The 18453-nt window shown below is 61.6% G+C and carries 19 protein-coding genes, 1 tRNA gene and 1 pseudogene; 18 read left to right on the forward strand and 3 right to left on the reverse strand.

Annotated features, from left to right (window positions below):
* Positions 1-20: 20 nt before the first annotated feature.
* The 8 genes from lptA (at position 21) to PQR02_RS24195 (ending at position 7242) form a co-directional block, all read left to right on the forward strand.
* A complete protein-coding gene (gene lptA, locus PQR02_RS24160; protein ID WP_408236924.1) occupies positions 21-692 on the forward strand; it encodes a lipopolysaccharide transport periplasmic protein LptA in 672 nt (223 codons plus the stop codon).
* Complete coding sequence (gene lptB, locus PQR02_RS24165) at positions 689-1474, forward strand: LPS export ABC transporter ATP-binding protein (RefSeq protein WP_149668478.1); 786 nt, start codon at positions 689-691, stop codon at positions 1472-1474. Before lptA ends, lptB begins: the two co-directional genes overlap by 4 nt.
* Positions 1475-1657: 183 nt before the next feature.
* Positions 1658-3175, forward strand: coding sequence for an RNA polymerase factor sigma-54 (locus PQR02_RS24170; RefSeq protein WP_408236928.1), 1518 nt, complete (start codon positions 1658-1660; stop codon positions 3173-3175).
* A 170-nt stretch (positions 3176-3345) separates the two neighbouring features.
* Positions 3346-3702: a ribosome hibernation-promoting factor, HPF/YfiA family gene (hpf, locus tag PQR02_RS24175; protein ID WP_042328814.1), complete on the forward strand. Its 357-nt coding sequence runs from the start codon at positions 3346-3348 to the stop codon at positions 3700-3702.
* A 276-nt stretch (positions 3703-3978) separates the two neighbouring features.
* Complete coding sequence (locus tag PQR02_RS24180; protein WP_149668480.1) at positions 3979-4494, forward strand: PTS sugar transporter subunit IIA; 516 nt, start codon at positions 3979-3981, stop codon at positions 4492-4494.
* A 112-nt stretch (positions 4495-4606) separates the two neighbouring features.
* Positions 4607-5575 (forward strand): HPr(Ser) kinase/phosphatase, encoded by a 969-nt coding sequence (gene hprK, locus PQR02_RS24185; protein ID WP_408236933.1) that lies wholly within the window; start codon positions 4607-4609, stop codon positions 5573-5575.
* Between the two features lie 96 nt (positions 5576-5671).
* Positions 5672-6565, forward strand: coding sequence for an RNase adapter RapZ (gene rapZ, locus PQR02_RS24190; protein ID WP_408236936.1), 894 nt, complete (start codon positions 5672-5674; stop codon positions 6563-6565).
* Positions 6566-6606: 41 nt separating this feature from the next.
* Positions 6607-7242: an LON peptidase substrate-binding domain-containing protein gene (locus tag PQR02_RS24195; RefSeq protein ID WP_408236939.1), complete on the forward strand. Its 636-nt coding sequence runs from the start codon at positions 6607-6609 to the stop codon at positions 7240-7242.
* 39 nt (positions 7243-7281) lie between these two features.
* On the opposite strand, the gene mutY is transcribed toward PQR02_RS24195, so the two are convergent.
* Positions 7282-8409, reverse strand: a complete 1128-nt coding sequence (gene mutY / locus PQR02_RS24200) for an A/G-specific adenine glycosylase (RefSeq protein WP_408236942.1) — start codon at positions 8407-8409, stop codon at positions 7282-7284.
* A gap of 7 nt (positions 8410-8416) precedes the next feature.
* Positions 8417-9247 (reverse strand): bifunctional DNA-formamidopyrimidine glycosylase/DNA-(apurinic or apyrimidinic site) lyase, encoded by an 831-nt coding sequence (gene mutM, locus PQR02_RS24205; RefSeq protein ID WP_408236945.1) that lies wholly within the window; start codon positions 9245-9247, stop codon positions 8417-8419.
* A gap of 87 nt (positions 9248-9334) precedes the next feature.
* Between mutM and PQR02_RS24210 the strand changes: the two genes are divergently transcribed.
* The 8 genes from PQR02_RS24210 to hisC all read left to right on the forward strand — a co-directional run bounded on the left by PQR02_RS24210 (position 9335) and on the right by hisC (position 16705).
* Complete coding sequence (locus PQR02_RS24210; RefSeq protein ID WP_408236948.1) at positions 9335-11176, forward strand: tetratricopeptide repeat protein; 1842 nt, start codon at positions 9335-9337, stop codon at positions 11174-11176.
* Positions 11176-11808, forward strand: a complete 633-nt coding sequence (gene lolB / locus PQR02_RS24215) for a lipoprotein insertase outer membrane protein LolB (RefSeq protein ID WP_408236951.1) — start codon at positions 11176-11178, stop codon at positions 11806-11808. The genes PQR02_RS24210 and lolB overlap by 1 nt, the downstream gene beginning before the upstream one ends.
* Positions 11809-11873: 65 nt before the next feature.
* Positions 11874-12755, forward strand: a complete 882-nt coding sequence (gene ispE, locus PQR02_RS24220) for a 4-(cytidine 5'-diphospho)-2-C-methyl-D-erythritol kinase (protein ID WP_408236954.1) — start codon at positions 11874-11876, stop codon at positions 12753-12755.
* Positions 12756-12807: 52 nt separating this feature from the next.
* A tRNA-Gln gene (locus PQR02_RS24225) sits at positions 12808-12884 on the forward strand.
* Positions 12885-12927: 43 nt separating this feature from the next.
* Positions 12928-13884, forward strand: a complete 957-nt coding sequence (locus PQR02_RS24230) for a ribose-phosphate pyrophosphokinase (protein ID WP_006048037.1) — start codon at positions 12928-12930, stop codon at positions 13882-13884.
* A gap of 163 nt (positions 13885-14047) precedes the next feature.
* Positions 14048-14665 (forward strand): 50S ribosomal protein L25/general stress protein Ctc, encoded by a 618-nt coding sequence (locus tag PQR02_RS24235; RefSeq protein WP_408236957.1) that lies wholly within the window; start codon positions 14048-14050, stop codon positions 14663-14665.
* Between the two features lie 151 nt (positions 14666-14816).
* Positions 14817-15419: an aminoacyl-tRNA hydrolase gene (gene pth, locus PQR02_RS24240; protein ID WP_408236960.1), complete on the forward strand. Its 603-nt coding sequence runs from the start codon at positions 14817-14819 to the stop codon at positions 15417-15419.
* Between the two features lie 206 nt (positions 15420-15625).
* Positions 15626-16705 carry a histidinol-phosphate transaminase gene (gene hisC / locus PQR02_RS24245; protein ID WP_408236963.1) on the forward strand — a complete coding sequence of 360 codons (1080 nt, stop codon included), beginning with the start codon at positions 15626-15628 and terminating at the stop codon, positions 16703-16705.
* A gap of 83 nt (positions 16706-16788) precedes the next feature.
* Here the strand turns inward: hisC and PQR02_RS24250 are convergent, their stop codons facing one another.
* Positions 16789-17046 carry a YfhL family 4Fe-4S dicluster ferredoxin gene (locus tag PQR02_RS24250; protein ID WP_408236966.1) on the reverse strand — a complete coding sequence of 86 codons (258 nt, stop codon included), beginning with the start codon at positions 17044-17046 and terminating at the stop codon, positions 16789-16791.
* 183 nt (positions 17047-17229) lie between these two features.
* On the opposite strand from PQR02_RS24250, the pseudogene PQR02_RS24255 reads away from it, so the two are divergent.
* Together PQR02_RS24255 and PQR02_RS24260 are read left to right on the forward strand one after the other, a co-directional pair.
* Positions 17230-17298: pseudogene (locus PQR02_RS24255) on the forward strand (YfhL family 4Fe-4S dicluster ferredoxin); the annotation flags it as partial.
* A 491-nt stretch (positions 17299-17789) separates the two neighbouring features.
* Positions 17790-18453 (forward strand): hypothetical protein (locus PQR02_RS24260; protein WP_408236969.1); only part of this gene is annotated, 664 nt, incomplete at its 3' end.

Consider the following 18453-nt stretch of genomic DNA (forward strand, 5'->3'; position numbering starts at 1 on the left):
TCCATTCCAGGCGTGACTGCATGAACGAATCGTTCCCCCGTTTTAATACCGGCCGCTCGCCCACTCTGTCCGCGTGCCGCGCCGGACTCGCTGCGCTGCTCGTCGCGTTGCCGCTGGCCGGCTTCGCGCCGCTCGCGCACGCGGATCGCGCCGACAAGGACAAGCCGCTGAACATCGAAGCGGACAACATGACTTACGACGACCTCAAACAGGTCAACATCTTCACCGGCCACGTGGTCGCCACCAAAGGGACGATCGTGATCAAGGCCGATCGTGTCGAAGTGACGCAGGACCCGCAGGGCTATCAGTACGCCACCGGCACGTCGAGCGGCGGCAATCTGTCGTATTTCCGCCAGAAGCGCGAAGGTCTCGACGAATACATCGAAGGCACGGCCATCCGTATCGACTACGACGGCAAGCAGGATCTGACCACGCTCACCACGAACGCCACGGTCCGCCGCCTGCAGGGTTTGTCGACGGTGATCGACCAGGTGCGCGGCAGCGTCATCACGTATGACGGCCAGAGCGACTTCTATACCGCGAAGGCAGGCAAGGACGTCGCCGGCCCCGGCAACCCGAGCGGCCGCGTGCGTGCGATGCTGTCGCCGCGCAACGGCGGCGCCGCGCCCCTCACCGGCGCGTCGGCCACGCTCGCGCCGTCCACCACCATCCAGGGAGCGCCGAATCAGTGAGCACCTCCGCGTCCCTACCCAATCGCAAGCCGGCCGGCACGAGCAGTTCGCTGGTCGTGCGTAGTCTGAAGAAGCGTTACGGTTCGCGCACGGTCGTCAAAGACGTGTCGCTCGACGTGAAAAGCGGCGAAGTGGTGGGCCTGCTCGGCCCCAACGGCGCCGGCAAGACCACCTCGTTCTATATGATCGTCGGCCTCGTGCCGCTCGACGCGGGTGAGATCGATCTGGACGGAAAGTCGATCAGCCTGCTGCCGATCCATAAGCGCGCGTCGCTCGGGCTGTCGTATCTGCCGCAGGAAGCTTCCGTGTTCCGCAAGCTCTCCGTTGAGGAAAATATTCGCGCGGTGCTGGAATTGCAGCACGAAGACAACGGCAAACGGCTCAGTAAGGACACCATCACGTCCCGCACCGAAGCTTTGCTCGACGAGCTGCAGATCGCGCACTTGCGGGAAAATCCGGCGCTGTCGCTGTCGGGCGGCGAGCGTCGCCGGGTCGAAATTGCCCGGGCGCTGGCCACCAACCCGAGCTTCATTCTGCTCGACGAACCGTTCGCGGGCGTCGACCCGATCGCGGTGCTGGAAATCCAGAAGATCGTCAAGTTTCTGAAGCAGCGCAATATCGGCGTCCTGATCACCGACCACAACGTGCGCGAGACGCTCGGCATCTGCGATCACGCGTACATCATCAGCGACGGCAGCGTGCTGGCCGCCGGCGCGCCGAGCGAAATCATCGAAAACGAAAGCGTGCGGCGCGTCTATCTGGGCGAGCACTTCCGCATGTAAGTGCACAAAGGAATACCGGCGGTGCGAGCGCGCAACCGCCGGTCCTTTTGCGGCAACCGCACATCTGCATTTTTGACCTGGGCCGTCCCGCGCCCAGCGCCGCCGACAAGGCGCACGCGCAATTGCGCATGTCGCGAGGTATCGCGGTCGTGGCAAACTCTCTACAATGAATCTCAACTTGCCATGAAAGCCAGCCTCCAACTCCGCCTATCGCAGCATCTTGCGCTGACGCCACAACTGCAGCAGTCCATCCGGCTGCTTCAGCTGTCTACGCTCGAACTGCAGCAGGAAGTCGCAATGGCGATCTCGCAGAATCCACTCCTCGAAAACGAGGATGACTGGATCGCGAGCCCGTTGCGCGTGGCGGCGGACGGCTCGCTGATCACCCAGTCGCCCAGCTCTTCCGCGCCGCCGGACCAGATGGGCGGCAACGGCTCGTCCACGTCCGCGAGCGGCAGCGAGCGCGCCGAAAATGGCGAGCCGCAGGGGGTCGACGAATACAACGGCCTGTCGGGCGACAGCAACGGCGATACGTCGCAATGGAACCTCGACGACTACGGCCGCTCCGGCAACGCCTCGGACGACGACGATCTGCCGCCGCTGCAAATCCACGAATCGAGCACTTCGCTGCGCGACCACCTGATGGCGCAATTGCGCGTCACCCAGGCGAGCCAGCGCGACCGGGCGCTGATCACGTTCCTCATCGAGTCCCTCGACGACGACGGCTATCTCGCCGCCACACTCGAAGAAGTGCAGGCCGATCTGCCCGAAGAACTCGAAGTCGACCTCGACGAATTGAATGCCGCGCTCGCGCTGTTACATAGCTTCGACCCGGCCGGAGTCGGCGCGCGTTCCGCGTCGGAATGTCTGAAGCTGCAACTGCTGCGGCTCGATCCGACGCCTACGCGAACGCTCGCGCTCGACATCGTCGGACACTACCTGGAACTGCTCGCGGCGCGCGATTTCACGCGTCTGCGCAAACATCTGAAGGCGAACGACGACGACCTGCGCGATGCGCACATGCTGATCCGCTCGCTCGAACCGTTCCCGGGCGCCGCATACGGCAAGGCCGAAGCGGACTACGTGGTGCCGGACATCATGGTTCGTAAAACCGCCCAGGGTTGGCAGGCCGAACTGAATCCGGAGGTGGTGCCGAAGCTGCGCATCAACCACCTGTACGCGAATATTCTGCGCAATAACCGGGGCGATCCGGGCAGCGGATCGTTGCGCCAGCAACTGCAGGAAGCACGCTGGCTGATCAAGAATATCCAGCAACGTTTCGAGACCATCCTTCGCGTAGCGCAAGCCATTGTCGAGCGTCAGAAGAGCTTTTTTGTGCACGGCGAAATTGCCATGCGCCCCTTGGTTTTGCGAGAAATTGCTGATACGCTGGGCCTACACGAGTCGACTGTCTCGCGTGTGACAACCGGTAAATACATGCTGACCCCATTCGGGACGCTGGAATTCAAGTTTTTTTTCGGTTCGCACGTTTCAACCGACACGGGCGGCGCGGCCTCTTCCACGGCGATTCGCGCGCTCATCAAACAACTGATAGGAGCGGAAAACCCGAAATCGCCTCTCTCAGACAGTCGCATAGCCGAACTGCTGGCGGAACAGGGCTTCGTGGTCGCACGGCGTACCGTTGCGAAGTACCGCGAAGCGCTCAAGATCCCCGCAGTCAACCTGCGCAAGTCTCTGTAGCCCGTCGCCTTCCGTGGCGGGCATTTACCGGCCGCTCCGCAGTTGGCGGACAGGCCGGCCGATGCGACCTGCCAGATGTCAGTCACCGGGGGGCGACTCAGGCAAGCCGACAGATCGACCGGACCTCTGTCATCGTGCGGAACAAGCGGCCACTAGCTTGGAGAAGCACTATGAATCTGCAGATCAGTGGACACCACCTCGAAGTAACGCCTGCGTTGCGCGAATACGTGATCACCAAACTGGATAGGGTGCTAAGACATTTCGATCAGGTAATCGACGGCAGTGTGGTCCTCTCGGTCGACAACCACAAGGAAAAGGACAAGCGTCAAAAGGTTGAAATCAACCTGCATCTGAAGGGCAAAGATATCTTTGTCGAGAGCTGTGACAGCGACCTTTACGCTGCGATCGATCTGATGATCGACAAGCTCGACCGGCAAGTGATACGCCACAAGGATCGGCTACAAGGCCATCAGCACGATGCGATCAAGTACCAACCGGCGCCGCAACTGGACGTGCCGCCGCAATAAGGGAAATTAGAGGGTTTTCCTCATTACTCTTAGGTTGGTGAAACCGCCCGGAATCGGGCGGTTTTTCGTTCTGGACGCGTTTTTCCCACGTTGGCGCAGCTTGTGGACCAAATCGTTAAAAACCCATCGCGCATGGATGGCGCGCCGCACCATCAGCAGCTACCCTGTTCTATAATGTTCCGGTTACCATCAGGGTCAAGCTAGCTCACACGGAAATCGGCCGGTCGGAGTCTGCGCTCTCAGACTCCAACGCACGTCTTCGCGAGCATCGAACGAATGGAACGCCACTCAAACGCCCTAGCGAGGAGAACCCAGGCCACGTTTTCGCCTGTCAACATGAATCGTTTAGCCAAATTTCTTCCCCTCGAGAACGTCGTCGTCGGACTATCGGTCACCAGCAAGAAGCGTGTGTTCGAACAAGCGGGCCTGATCTTCGAGAACCAGAACGGCATCGCCCGTAGCACAGTCACTGACAATCTGTTTGCGCGCGAGCGCCTCGGATCGACGGGGCTTGGCGAAGGCGTCGCGATTCCGCACGGTCGGATCAAAGGCCTGAAGCAGCCGCTCGCCGCGTTCGTCCGCCTTGCCGAACCCATCCCCTTCGAGTCGCCCGACGGCCAGCCGGTCTCCCTGCTGATCTTCCTGCTCGTCCCCGAACAGGCCACCCAGCAGCACCTCGAAATCCTTTCGGAAATCGCCCAGTTGCTGTCCGACCGCGAGGCACGCGAGCGCCTCCACACGGAAGAAGACCGCGAATCGTTGCATCGCCTGCTCACTCAGTGGCAACCTTGATGCATCGGCGGTTATCCGCCCGCATGCGAATACCGCCCGGCAACGCGCGCGGCCCGCGTTAGCGCGCCTGCGTCCTTGCCAGGCAAGCGGCCCACACTGGAGTCACTGACTCATGGATACGTCCAGCATCAACGCCCAAAGCATTTTCGACGACAACGCCGCCGCGCTGAAACTCAGCTGGCTGACGGGGCATGAAGGCTGGGAACGCGGCTTTTCTTCGGAGTCAGTCGCGAATGCCACGTCGAGCGCCGACCTCGTCGGCCACTTGAACCTGATCCACCCGAACCGGATCCAAGTGCTCGGCGACGCCGAAATCGACTACTACAAACGCCAGACCGACGAAGACCGCTCGCGCCACATGGCCGAGCTGATCGCACTCGAGCCGCCGTTTCTGGTGGTGGCGGGCGGCGTGGCCGCGCCGCCGGAACTGGTGCTGCGCTGCACGCGCTCATCCACGCCGCTGTTCACTACGCCGATGTCCGCCGCCGCGGTGATCGACAGCCTGCGTCTGTACATGTCGCGCATTCTCGCGCCGCGCGCCACGCTGCACGGCGTGTTTCTCGACATCCTCGGCATGGGCGTGCTGCTCACCGGCGACTCGGGCCTCGGCAAGAGCGAACTCGGGCTGGAACTCATCAGCCGCGGCCACGGTCTCGTGGCCGACGACGCAGTGGACTTCGTGCGCCTCGGTCCGGATTTCGTCGAAGGGCGCTGCCCGCCGCTACTGCAAAACCTGCTCGAAGTACGCGGCCTCGGCCTGCTCGACATCAAGACGATCTTCGGTGAAACGGCGGTACGCCGGAAAATGAAGCTGAAACTGATCGTGCAACTGGTGCGCCGTCCCGACGGCGAATTCCAGCGGCTACCGCTGGAGAGTCAAACCGTCGACGTGCTCGGCTTGCCGATCAGCAAGGTCACGATTCAGGTGGCCGCGGGCCGCAACCTCGCGGTTCTGGTCGAAGCGGCGGTGCGCAACACGATCCTGCAACTGCGCGGCATCGACACGCTGCGCGACTTCATGGACCGCCAGCGCCTCGCGATGCAAGACCCCGACAACCAGTTTCCCGGCAAGCTGATCTGAAGCAGCAAAACCATGCGGCACCCGCCGCCGAGGGCTGGCCGCGGGACGCGCATGGGGACCAGATGTTATGATGAAATGTACGGTTTCGACGACTCCATGCGCATAATCCTGATCACTGGTATATCCGGCTCCGGCAAGTCAGTTGCCCTGAACGCGCTCGAAGACGCGGGCTATTACTGCGTCGACAATCTGCCGCCGCGCTTTCTGCCGCAACTCGCCGCCTACCTCGCCGACGACGGACAAGATCGCCTCGCAGTCGCGATCGACGCGCGTTCGAGCGCGTCCCTCGACGAAATGCCCGCGATGATCCGCGATTTGTCGCGCGCTCACGACGTACGCGTGCTATTTCTGAGCGCCAGCACGCAGTCGCTGATCCAGCGCTTCTCCGAAACGCGCCGCCGCCATCCACTCTCCGGCTCCCCCGCGCACGACGCGGACGTGGGCCTGCTCACCTCGCTCGCGGAAGCCATCGAGCGCGAGCGCGAACTCGTGGCGGGCCTCGCCGAGTTCGGCCATCAGATCGATACCAGCAATCTGCGCGCAAACGTGCTGCGCGCATGGGTCAAACGCTTCATCGAGCAGAAAGAGGCGGGGCTCGTGCTGATGTTCGAGTCGTTCGGCTTCAAGCGCGGCGTGCCGCTCGACGCGGATTTCGTTTTCGACGTACGCACGCTGCCGAACCCGTATTACGATCATGAATTGAGGCCGCTCACCGGCCTCGACAAACCGGTGATGGATTTTCTCGACGCGCTGCCGGTCGTGCATGAAATGATCGACGATATCGAGAAGTTTCTCTCCAAGTGGCTGCCGCATTTCCGCGACGACAATCGCAGTTATCTGACCGTCGCGATCGGTTGCACGGGCGGCCAGCACCGCTCGGTGTTCATTGCGGAGACGCTTGCCGCGCGTCTCGCAGCGTCGGCGAATGTGATTGTGCGGCATCGCGATGCGCCGGTCGATGTCGGCGAATCATCAAAGCTAGTGGCTTAACCGGCCGCATCGCGCGGCCTTAACCCGAAGCGTTGCGCCCCATGTCTACTACTTCTACTGTGCTCGCCGATGTGCCGCTGTTTCCGATGCATACGGTGCTGTTTCCAGATGGACGGCTGCCGCTGAAAATCTTCGAAGCGCGCTACCTCGACATGGCTCGCGACTGTTTGCGAGAAAAAACGCCGTTCGGCGTGTGCATGCTGAAAAGCGGCGCGGAAGTGGCGCGCGAAGAAGAGCCTTCGGTGCCCGAAGCAGTTGGCTGTCTCGCCGAAATCGAAGAATGCGACGTCGAAGCCTTCGGCATGCTGCTGATTCGCGCACGCGGCACACGGCGGTTTCGCCTGCTGTCGCATCGCGTGGAAAGCAGCGGTCTGCTGGTCGGCATGGCGGAGCCGATCGGCGACGACATGCCGCTCGAAGGCAATGAGCTGCTGGCCAAATTCGGCGCATGTGCGGAAGTGCTCGAACGGATTATCGCGACGATCCGCGAACGCGACCCGGACAGCTTGCCGTTCGCCGAGCCGTTCAGGCTCGACGATCCGTCATGGGTGTCGAACCGTCTTGCGGAAGTGCTGCCGATCGCATTGCGGGCGCGTCAGAAACTGATGGAGCTGCGGGACGCAGGCGCGCGGATCGATGTGGTTCATCACTACATGCAGCAGCATCAACTGTTATAAGTGCGGCTGTGCATGTAGCGGACCAGTCGGCTTTCTTCGTTAGATCAACGAACCCTGCAAACCGTCCAACAGTTTGCGCACCGGCGCGGGTACCCCGAACGAATCGAGATCGCCGAGGGCGACCCACGCGGTGTCCGCATCGCCCAGCGCGGCCAATGCCCCCACGCCCCGATCCAGTTCGGCGAGCCGCGGCTCGATATCCAGCTTGAAATGCGTGAACACATGTGTGAGCGGCGCGAGCGGCGAAACCGCGCCGTGGCTGCCAAAGGTGCGTGCGCGTTCGGCGAGCGCGGCTTCATCGGCGGCTTCGGGCAGGCTCCACAAGCCGCCCCAGATGCCTGACGGCGGGCGCTTCTCCAGCATCACCGCATTGCCGTCGCGCAGTACCAGCATCCACGTGCGGCGCGTCGGCACGGTTTTCTTCGGACGCGCCGCCGGCAATTCGCGCTGACGTCCAGTGACATTGGCCACGCAGTCGGCGGCGAACGGGCAACGCAGACAGTCCGGCTTGCCGCGTACGCAGAGGGTCGCGCCGAAGTCCATCAAACCTTGCGTGTACGAACTGACGTCGTCATCCGATGCATTCGACGGCAGCAGCGACTCCGCCAGCGTCCACATCGCGTTTTCGACCTTTTTCTCGCCCTGAAAACCTTCGACGCCGAATACGCGCGCGAGCACGCGCTTCACGTTGCCGTCGAGAATCGTCGCGCGCGCGCCGAAGGCGAACGAAGCAATGGCCGCCGCCGTCGAGCGGCCAATGCCGGGCAACTCCGCGAGCTGCTCGACCGACGCCGGAAACGCGCCGCCATGCTGCCCGACCACGACTTGCGCGCAGCGGTGCAGATTGCGTGCGCGCGTGTAGTAACCGAGGCCGGCCCACAACGCCATCACGTCGTCCGCAGGCGCGGCGGCGAGCGCGGCGACATCCGGAAAACGAGCAAGAAATTTCGCGTAGTACGGAATCACCGTCGACACCTGGGTCTGCTGCAGCATGATCTCCGACAGCCAGATGCGGTACGGATCGCGCGTGTTCTGCCACGGCAGATCATGACGCCCGTGCCGGCGTTGCCATGCGATCAGGCGCGCGGAAAAATCCGGCATCGCGGGAAACGCGGCTGCCGCGGACGCAGTGGGCGAAGCGGCACCCGGTGTTAAACGAGAAGGCATTGAAGTTCTAGCGCTGGCAGGTGGGACAGAAATAGGTGGAACGCTGCCCCTGCACGATCTGTTTGATCGGCGTTCCACACACGCGGCAGGGCAGGCCCGCGCGATCATAGACGAAATAGTCGAGCTGGAAGTAGCCGCTTTCGCCGTCGCTGCCGACGAAATCGCGCAGCGTGCTGCCGCCCTTCTCGATCGCGGCGGCGAGCGTCACGCGCACGGCGTCCGCCAGCAGTTCGTAGCGCACCAGCGAGACGCGGCCCGCCGCGGTGGTCGGCCGGATGCCAGCGCGAAACAGACTCTCCGACGCATAGATATTGCCAACGCCAACGACGATTTCACCGGCCAGCAGCGCCTGCTTCACCGACACCTTGCGCCCGCGCGTGAGCCGATGCATCAGCACGCCGGAGAACGCGGGCGAGAACGGCTCGACGCCCAGCCCCACGAGCAGCGGATGCTCGAGGATGTCGCCGGCTTCGCGCGGATGCCAAAGCACCGCGCCGAAGCGCCGCGGATCGCGATAGCGCAGAATGAACTCGTCGAAGATCCAGTCGATGTGGTCGTGTTTCGCCGCGGCCGGCGGATGCGGCAGGTGCCGCAGCACCCGCAGCGTCCCACTCATGCCAAGATGCACGATGAACCAGCCTGCGTCGATTTCGAACAGCAGATACTTGCCGCGCCGCTCGACTTTGCGCACCACGTGGCCGCGCAAGGTTTTCGCAAGGTCGGCCGGAATCGGCCAGCGCAGCGCGGGCGTGCGCACCTCGACGCGCTCGACCTTGCGGCCGGACACATACGGTTCGATTCCCCGTCGGGTAACCTCAACTTCTGGCAGCTCTGGCATTTCTAACTGGTCTGCAACTTGCGTGAGTGGTTGTGCGCGTATTGTAGCGAGCGCGTTACAATCGTCCGAAACATTGAACGGATTTCCATGAACTTGTCCTTCGTGAAGCTGTTTTCGAAGCGCCCGGCGCGCGCGTCCCGCGTGCCGCACACCGTGTCCGCTCGCAGGATGCTCGGCGCAGCCGTGCTCGCCGTCTGGGCGCTGGCCGTCATGCCCGCGCACGCGCAGGACCCGTCACCGGATTCGGATGACAGCTCGGTCACGCTGTCTGATCCGCTGGGTCCGGCATCGGCGCAAGACCAGAAGGCGCTGCCCAGCGTGCCGTTGTCGAGCCAGATCGTATTCCAGGTGCTGGCCGCCGAAGTCGCGCTGCAACGCGACCAGCCGGCGCCCGCCTATCAGACCTACCTCGCCCTCGCGCGCGACACGCACGACCCGCGCATGGCGCAGCGCGCGACCGAAATCGCACTGGCCGCGCAAAGCCCGTCGGACGCGTTGGCCGCCGCACAGTTGTGGCAGCAGTATGCGCCGGACTCGGAGCGCGCCGCGCAAATCGACGCGTCGCTACTCGTGTTGTCCGGCAAACCCGACGACGCCGGCCCGATTCTCGCCCGCGAACTCGCGAAAGTGCCGGCGGAGAATCGCGGTAGCGCGATTCTCGCGTTGCAGTTGCTGCTGTCGCGCGGCCCGAACCGGATCGGCGGCTTGCACGTGCTGCAGGATCTGCTCAAGAACGATTTGAACCGGCCGGAAGCTCAGCTGGCCATCGCGCGCCAGCAGTTGCTGTCGGACGACGCGCCGGGCGCACGCAAGTCGCTCGAACAGGCGCTGACGCTCAAGCCGGACTATCTGCCTGCCGCGCTGCTGCTATCGCAGATGGGTCCCGAAGAGCGCAAGGAAGGTATCGCATCGCTCGAAAATTACGTGCGGCAGAACCCGAAATCGCATGACGCGCGTCTCGCGCTCGCTCAGATGTACCTCGCGAGCGATCGACTGGACGACGCGCAGAAGCAGTTCGAGATCATGCGCAAGGCCAATGCGAACGACCTGACGCCGCTCATGGCGCTCGCGCTGATCAAGATCCAGCAGAAGAATTTCAACGACGCGCAAGCGTATCTGATCCAGTATGCGCAGCTGGCCGAAAAAACGCCGGGCGCCGATGCGGGCCAGGCGTACATCTACCTTGCGCAGCTGTCGCTCGAACAGAAGAACGAAGCAGCCGCGAGCGACTGGCTGAACAAGATTGCGCCGACGAGCCAGCAATACATGCCGGCGCAGATCACGCGCGCGCAATTGCTCGCGAAACAAGGCAAGACCGATGACGCGCGCAAGCTGCTGGCTAACCTGCAGGCGTCCGATCCGCGCGACCTGGCGTTGCTCGCCCGCACCGACGCCGCGATCCTGTTCGACGCGAAGCGCTACCCGGAAGCGGAAGCACGTCTGCAACAAGCCACCGCGGCCTTCCCCGACGACCCGGACCTCACCTACGACTACGCAATGGCCGCCGAGAAGAACGGTCATTTCGACGTGATGGAAGCTCAGTTGCGCAAGCTGATCCAGACGCAGCCCGACAATCCGCAGGCATACAACGCGCTCGGTTATTCGCTGGCCGATCGCAATCAGCGCCTGTCGGAAGCGGACAAGCTGGTTGAGAAGGCGTCGTCTTTGGCGCCGAACGACGCGTTCATCATGGACAGCGTCGGCTGGGTCAAATACCGGATGGGCGATACGTCGGACGCGATCAGGCTGCTGCGCAAGGCCTACGACCTTCAGCCTAACGCCGAAATCGGCGCGCACCTCGGTGAAGTGCTGTGGAAGAGCGGCGACCACGATCAGGCTCGCGCCGCGTTCCGCGACGCGCGCAAGCGGGAGCCGGACAACGACACACTCGTCAAAACGCTGCAACGTCTTCAGGTAAACGATCTTTGATGCGTCTTTCCCGTTTGATTTCCTTTCCCCGGGCGCCGCGCGGCGCGGCGCTCGGCTTCGCAGCGGCAGCGGTTGTCTCACTGGCCGGCTGTGCGTCGGTGAAACCGCAGGGGCCGTCCACGTCGAATGCCGCGACTGCGGTCACCGCGCAGACGAGCCGTTCTTACCAGGGCCGCTTCGCGGTCCAGTACAACGATCAGAACGGCCAGCCGCGCAACGCGTACGGTAACTTCTCATGGCAGGAAACGGGCGACACCGTGACCCTGCAATTGCGCAACCCGCTCGGCCAGACGCTGGCTATCGTGACTTCGTCGCCGGCTTCGGCCACGCTCGAGTTGCCGAACCGTCAGCCGCTCACCGCGGACAACGTCTCCACGCTGATGCAGAATGCGCTCGGTTTCGCGTTGCCGGTCGAAGGGCTGCGTTACTGGCTGCAGCCGTCGCCGGCCCCTACGTCGCGTGCCCGGACTGAGAAGGATCCGGAGCAACCGTCGCGTCTGAAGCAGATCACGCAGGACGGCTGGACGATCGACTACGTTGCCTATGCCGACGCACCCGCCACCGGGGTGAAGCGCGTCAACCTCAGCCGTTCGGAGCCGCCGCTCGATATCAAGCTCGTGCTGGATCAGTGACCCGCGTCGCTTGATGCCTCTTTGCCGCTTCTTTGGCGCCGCTTTGGCGCATGTAGCCTCGACTCATGATTGAAACAACCGATTCGCTGCGCGATTGCCTCGCGCCAGCGAAACTCAACCTCTTCCTGCATATCACCGGCCGCCGGCCGGATGGTTATCACACGCTGCAAACGGTCTTCCAGTTGCTCGACTGGGGCGACACGCTGCACTTCAAGCGACGTGACGACGGACTCATCACTCGCAGCACCGAAATCGCCGACGTACCGCAGGAACACGATCTCACCGTCCGCGCCGCGACGCTGCTCAAGACGCATACGGGCTCGCGCGAAGGCGTCGAGATTGAAATAGAGAAGCGTCTGCCGATGGGCGGCGGCCTCGGCGGCGGCAGTTCCGATGCGGCGACGACGCTGCTGGCCTTGAACCGCTTGTGGAAGCTCGACTTGCCGCGCGTGGAATTACAGGCGCTGGCATTGAAACTCGGCGCGGACGTGCCGTTTTTTGTTTTCGGAAAAAATGCGTTCGCACAGGGTGTCGGAGAATCTTTAGACGTTGTACAATTGCCGCCGCGCCACTTCCTAGTGGTGACACCGAGGGTGCAGGTTCCAACTGCAGCGATTTTTTCCGAAAAAGCGTTGACAAGAGATTCAAGTCCCCTCATAATTACGGACTTTCCTGCAGAACTTAGCTGCAACACTGAATGGCCGGAAAGTTTTGGCCGGAATGACATGCAGCAGGTTGTCGTAGGAAAGCACACGGAAGTAGCGCAAGTGCTGCGATGGTTTGAAAACATCGCGCCGGCGCGGATGTCTGGATCAGGTGCAAGTGTCTTTGCAGCGTTCCGTAGCAAAGCTGAAGCAGAAGCGGCGCAAGCCAAACTGCCAGGCGAATGGAACAGCGCAGTGGCCGCCGGTCTGGATCAGCATCCACTCTTTACTCTCGCGTCATAAGTTTTGCATCGCCGAACGAAACTCCACGGTCGGCGGAGCTCAGAGTTAGTGTAGGGGAGTCGCCAAGTTGGTTAAGGCACCGGATTTTGATTCCGGCATGCAAAGGTTCGAATCCTTTCTCCCCTGCCAAAAATTCTCGCATTTCCCCTCGCCCCCCAGAAGCAGGTGCATGATGAGCAGCCATGACGGCCTGATGGTTTTTACTGGCAACGCGAATCCCGCGCTTGCGCAGGAAGTCGTCAAAATCCTCGGTATTCCCCTCGGCAAAGCAATGGTTAGCCGTTTCTCGGACGGTGAAATCCAGGTCGAGATTCAGGAAAACGTGCGTGGCAAGGACGTCTTCGTTCTGCAATCCACGTGCGCACCGGCGAACGACAACCTGATGGAACTGATGATCATGGTCGATGCGCTCAAGCGCGCATCCGCTGGCCGGATCACCGCCGCCATCCCCTACTTCGGTTATGCCCGTCAAGATCGGCGCCCGCGTTCCGCGCGCGTCGCCATCTCGGCGAAGATCGTGGCGAACATGCTGGAAATCGCCGGCGTCGAGCGGATCATTACGATGGATCTGCACGCCGACCAGATTCAAGGCTTCTTCGACATCCCGGTCGACAACATTTACGCAACGCCCGTGCTGCTCGGCGATCTGCGCAAGCAGAACTACGAGAACCTGCTGGTCGTATCGCCGGACGTCGGCGGCGTGGTGCGGGCCCGGGCCTTGGCGAAGCAGCTCAATTGCGATCTCGCGATCATCGACAAGCGTCGCCCGAAGGCGAACGTCGCCGAAGTGATGAACATCATCGGTGAAGTCGAAGGCCGTACCTGCGTGATCATGGACGACATGGTCGACACCGCCGGCACGCTCTGCAAGGCAGCACAAGTTTTGAAGGAACGCGGTGCGAAGCAGGTGTTCGCTTACGCTACCCACCCGGTTCTCTCGGGCGGCGCGGGCGAGCGTATCGCCGCTTCCGCACTCGACGAACTCGTTGTCACGGACACGATCCCGCTCGGCGAAGAAGCCCGCTCGTGCGCAAAGATCCGTTCGTTGACCAGCGCCGGCCTGCTTGCCGAAACGTTCTCGCGCATCCGCCGCGGCGATTCGGTGATGTCGCTGTTTGCTGAAAGTTAAGATTTGCGAAGGCGCGGCGTATCGCTTCATGCGGCATGCTGCGCTCTTGCACAATCGGCATGAACGAACGAAGGTTCGTGCCGCAGCTCTGGGGCCTCAGCCGTAACGGCTTGGAGGCCCCGTTTTTACTGCCTGGTCGCGGGCAGTGCATTGGAGATTCAACATGAAAGTAGTCGCTTTCGAGCGTTCTTTGCAAGGTACGGGTGCGAGCCGCCGCCTGCGTAACTCGGGCAAGACCCCGGGCATCGTATATGGCGCTGGTGCTGAAACGCAATTGGTCGAACTGGACCACAACGCGCTGTGGCACGCGCTGAAGAAAGAAGTTTTCCACTCGTCGATTCTCGATCTGGAAGTGGCCGGCAAGTCGCAACAGGTTCTGCTGCGCGACGTGCAATACCACCCGTTCCGTCAGCTCGTGCTGCACGTGGACTTCCAACGTGTCGACGCGACGAAGAAGCTGCACACCAAGGTGCCGCTGCACTTCATGAACCAGGAATCCAACCCGGCAGTGAAGCTGTCGAGCGCGGTGATCTCGCACGTCGTCAATGAACTGGAAATCGAGTGCCTGCCGTCGGCACTGCCGGAATTCATCGAAGTCGACCTGGCGACGATCGAAGCGGGTCAATCGGTTCACGCTAAAGACATCAAGCTGCCGGCAGGTGTGTCGCTGGTTGCTCACGCCGAAGCAGAAAACCCGGTGGTCGCAGCTGCAACGATTCCGGCTGGCGCAATCGCCGAAGGCGACGCCGCTGCTGCTGAAGGCGAAACGCCGGCTGCTTAAGGACCTTTCGGGTTCTAGCCAAGCAATCCTCTCGATCCGTTTTCAATGAAACGGTCGATGTGACCCGCCGAGGTTCGCCCCGGCGGGTTTTTTTTCGGTTTTTTTCGGCCCGGCCGAGTTCGACTCGCAGGCCAGATGGACCTACGCAATCATGATCAAGCTGATCGTCGGGCTCGGCAATCCGGGCGCCGAATACACCGCGACGCGCCACAATGCCGGCTTCTGGCTGGTCGATCAACTGGCGCGAGAGGCGGGCACCACGCTGCGCGACGAGCGGCGCTTCCACGGTTTCTACGCGAAAGCGCGGCTGCACGGCGAGGAAGTGCATCTGCTGGAACCGCAAACGTACATGAACCGCTCCGGGCAATCGGTCGTGGCGTTGGCGCAATTCTTCAAGATCCTCCCCGACGAGATTCTGGTCGCGCACGACGAACTCGACATGCCGCCAGGCAGCGTCAAACTGAAGCTTGGCGGCGGCAGCGGCGGTCATAACGGCTTGAAGGACATCACCGCGCATCTGTCGTCGCAGCAGTATTGGCGGTTGCGGATCGGCATCGGCCATCCGCGCGATCTGATTCCCGAAAGCGCGCGCGCCGGCGCCAAGCCGGATGTCGCCAATTACGTGCTGAAGCCGCCACGGCGCGAAGAGCAGGAAATGATCGACGCATCGGTCGAGCGCGCGCTCGCCGTGATGCCGAAAATCATCAGCGGCGAACTGGAGCGCGCGATGATGCAATTGCATCGCAACCCCTGAGCTGCCCCGCTCGCCGGCTTATTGCTGCAAGGCTACCGCCATCGACGGAAACTATCTCACATGGGACCGGAGTAAGCGCTATGGGACCAGAGTAAGCGCTAAAGCGCCAACTCTGGTCGACACGCTAACTCCGGTCGACCGCAACGGTTTGCATGGGACCGGAGTAAGCGCTAAAGCGCTAACTCCGGTCGACACAGGAGAATCGCTTGAGCCGCTATTGGAGTGACATCGTTCACCGTCTGACGCCGTATGTGCCGGGCGAGCAGCCTGTGGCCGCGCATCCGGTGAAGCTGAACACCAACGAGAATCCGTATCCGCCGTCGCCGCGCGTGCTCGACGTGATCCGCCGGGAACTGGGCGATACCGGCGAGTCGCTGCGGCGCTATCCCGATCCGACCGCGCTCAAGCTGCGCGAGACTGTTGCCGCCTATCACGACATCCACGCCGACCAGGTGTTCGCGGGCAATGGCTCGGACGAAGTGCTGGCGCTCACGTTCCAGGCACTGCTGAAGCACGACAAGCCGTTGCTGTTCCCGGACATCACGTACAGCTTCTATCCGACCTACGCGCGCCTCTTCGAAGTGGACTATCGGACGATCCCGCTCGACGACAACTTCGCGATCCATGTCGACGATTACGCGACGCCGAACGGCGGCGTGCTGTTCCCGAATCCGAATGCGCCGACCGGCCGTCCTCTGCCGCTCGCAGAGATCGAGCGCCTGGTGGCGCGCAATACCGAATCGGTCGTCGTCATCGACGAGGCCTATGTCGACTTCGGCGCTGAGTCGGCAATTGCGCTGATCGATCGCTATCCGAATCTGCTGGTCGTTCAGACGGTATCGAAGTCGCGCTCGCTGGCCGGCATGCGCGTCGGCTTCGCGTTCGGCAACCCTGCGCTGATCGACGCGCTGAACCGCGTGAAGGACAGCTTCAACTCCTATCCGCTCGACCGCCTCGCGCAAGCGGCCGCCATCGCCGCGTACGAAGACAATGCCTGGTTTCGCGACAATTGCGCAAAGGTGATTGCGAGCCGTGAACGGCTGGCCGCGGAATTGACTGCGCTTGGCTTCGAAGTGGTGCCCTCGGCGGCCAATCTGCTGTTCGCGCGGCATGAAGGCTACGACGCGGCCACGCTCGCACTGCGGCTCAGGGAAAAGGAGATTTTCGTGCGTCACTTCAAGGCGCCGCGAATCGACCAGCATCTGCGAATCTCAGTCGGCACCGACGCCGAATGTGACATTCTGCTGGACGCGCTGCGCGACATCTTCAGCGCTTACGTCGGATAGCAAGCACGCGGCGCAGCGGCAGCGTCATGCCTCAGAAAAAAACGGCGAGGCCAAGGCCTCGCCGTTCGTTCACCCATCTAATCTCACGCGCTCTTGGCAGCCTGCAGCGCGTGGTACTTCGCCATCAAGCCATCAGGCGTTTCCAGATGGCCCGGGTCGCGCGGGATGCACTCGACCGGGCACACCTGAATGCACTGCGGCTCGTCGAAATGGCCGACACACTCGGTGCATTTCTTCGGGTCGATTACGTAGATTTCCGTGCCCATCGAGATTGCGTCGTTCGGGCACTCGGGCTCGCACACGTCGCAATTGATGCACTCGTCGGTAATCATCAGGGCCATGCTGCCACCAACTTTCCTAGAAAAAACAATACATTATAGCTTTTCAGCCTTCCGCACGGTCGTGCAAAATTCCCCGAAAGCCATGTTTTTGAGTTGCGGCTGAGTTGCACAGGAGTTGCAGATTTTGCAGCGCGCAAAGTCCGGACAGCACGCCGGGCCATGAGCAGCAAGACGTTTTAACACAATAGCGACGTATGCGAGCCGGAGTGCCCAAACGACGCGATTTCGATGGGCCCGGAAATCTACGTGATCGCCTGTGGAATGATCCAGCTTCAGGATAAGTCCGGACAGCGGGCAGCGAACGTGGTGTCAGCGTAGGTTGTCGGTTGACCGACATATCTGGGTCTCAAAACACCGCAAAGTGGCGGGGCCCTTTCCATTCGAACTGACGAGACCCACAAGCGACATTCGCCGCTTCGCGTCGAGCGTCCGCTTTCCGACTGATGCTGTTGAAAAAGTCGTGGGGGCTCTCTCTCGCAAGGTTTTCAGGGGTCCTTTTACCCTTGACCGATGTTCGCGAGCGGTTTGTAGGCCGATCTGAGAGGTCGATTTTTTCGCCAGTGGATTGGAAACGCCGCGCAGCGACTTTTTCAACAGCATCCGACTCAAACGGGACAGATGAATCGCTCGAAAGCGGACCTTCGATTCGGTGCCGCTGCGCTGTATCGAGACAAACTGAGGATTTGTGCGACAATGCGCGCGCTACTCTGCGGAAATGCAGAACGAAAATTAAGAAAAAAGACATGGCGACCAAAGGCAAACAAAGCATCTCCGAACATGCTAAAAACTATTGGGACTGTGAGGACAAAGAGCGCATCGCATTACTCCTTTTCGTCCAAAGAGCGCGAGAGCTAGTACTGCATACAAGCAGCTTGATGGTCAAACGGCAGTCCGCTTCGAGTTTCTCGATTGCCCAGCAGATCCTTGCGTTGTTGCGCCAGCACAAACGAGCCCCGCACAGTTCTACCGAGACAAACGTAGCGTTCCTGCTGAAGGAATTCGATGACTCCATAAAGACTGACGAGGTCACTCGCGCGCTAGTCGGCGATCGACTCGCCTTCCTGCATGGGGTGTTCTCCGAATCCGGCGATACAAACAAGAAGCTCGAAGCAATTGAATTTGTATTGTCCCGGCTCGCGCAGCGAGAACATTTTGCACTATGCGCGGACGGAATCAAACGTATCGTCGCTACGAATCGAAAAGAGAAAGACCGCCTTATGGCGTTGACTGAGAGCTTCATGGTGTCCGAGACGCCGGGTACCCCACGCAGACCATCTACCACCTGCTCAACGTCTCATTTCTCAACAAAAAGAAGGTTAAGCAGGCGTCAAGCGAGATGCTTGAACAGTTTTTTGCGTATTTTGACTTGGCCAAACATCCGTATAACGTCTGGTTTGGTGTATCGGG

The organism is Paraburkholderia sediminicola (assembly GCF_046026895.1).
GTDB lineage: Bacteria > Pseudomonadota > Gammaproteobacteria > Burkholderiales > Burkholderiaceae > Paraburkholderia > Paraburkholderia sediminicola_C.

Coding starts and splice junctions, on each gene's coding strand:
- lptA (WP_408236924.1), top strand. CDS start 21: ATGAACGAATCGTTCCCCCGTTTTAATACCGGCCGCTCGCCCACTCTG.
- PQR02_RS24170 (WP_408236928.1), top strand. CDS start 1,658: ATGAAAGCCAGCCTCCAACTCCGCCTATCGCAGCATCTTGCGCTGACG.
- hpf (WP_042328814.1), top strand. CDS start 3,346: ATGAATCTGCAGATCAGTGGACACCACCTCGAAGTAACGCCTGCGTTG.
- PQR02_RS24180 (WP_149668480.1), top strand. CDS start 3,979: ATGGAACGCCACTCAAACGCCCTAGCGAGGAGAACCCAGGCCACGTTT.
- hprK (WP_408236933.1), top strand. CDS start 4,607: ATGGATACGTCCAGCATCAACGCCCAAAGCATTTTCGACGACAACGCC.
- rapZ (WP_408236936.1), top strand. CDS start 5,672: ATGCGCATAATCCTGATCACTGGTATATCCGGCTCCGGCAAGTCAGTT.
- PQR02_RS24195 (WP_408236939.1), top strand. CDS start 6,607: ATGTCTACTACTTCTACTGTGCTCGCCGATGTGCCGCTGTTTCCGATG.
- mutY (WP_408236942.1), bottom strand. CDS start 8,409: ATGCCTTCTCGTTTAACACCGGGTGCCGCTTCGCCCACTGCGTCCGCG.
- mutM (WP_408236945.1), bottom strand. CDS start 9,247: ATGCCAGAGCTGCCAGAAGTTGAGGTTACCCGACGGGGAATCGAACCG.
- PQR02_RS24210 (WP_408236948.1), top strand. CDS start 9,335: ATGAACTTGTCCTTCGTGAAGCTGTTTTCGAAGCGCCCGGCGCGCGCG.
- lolB (WP_408236951.1), top strand. CDS start 11,176: ATGCGTCTTTCCCGTTTGATTTCCTTTCCCCGGGCGCCGCGCGGCGCG.
- ispE (WP_408236954.1), top strand. CDS start 11,874: ATGATTGAAACAACCGATTCGCTGCGCGATTGCCTCGCGCCAGCGAAA.
- PQR02_RS24230 (WP_006048037.1), top strand. CDS start 12,928: ATGAGCAGCCATGACGGCCTGATGGTTTTTACTGGCAACGCGAATCCC.
- PQR02_RS24235 (WP_408236957.1), top strand. CDS start 14,048: ATGAAAGTAGTCGCTTTCGAGCGTTCTTTGCAAGGTACGGGTGCGAGC.
- pth (WP_408236960.1), top strand. CDS start 14,817: ATGATCAAGCTGATCGTCGGGCTCGGCAATCCGGGCGCCGAATACACC.
- PQR02_RS24250 (WP_408236966.1), bottom strand. CDS start 17,046: ATGGCCCTGATGATTACCGACGAGTGCATCAATTGCGACGTGTGCGAG.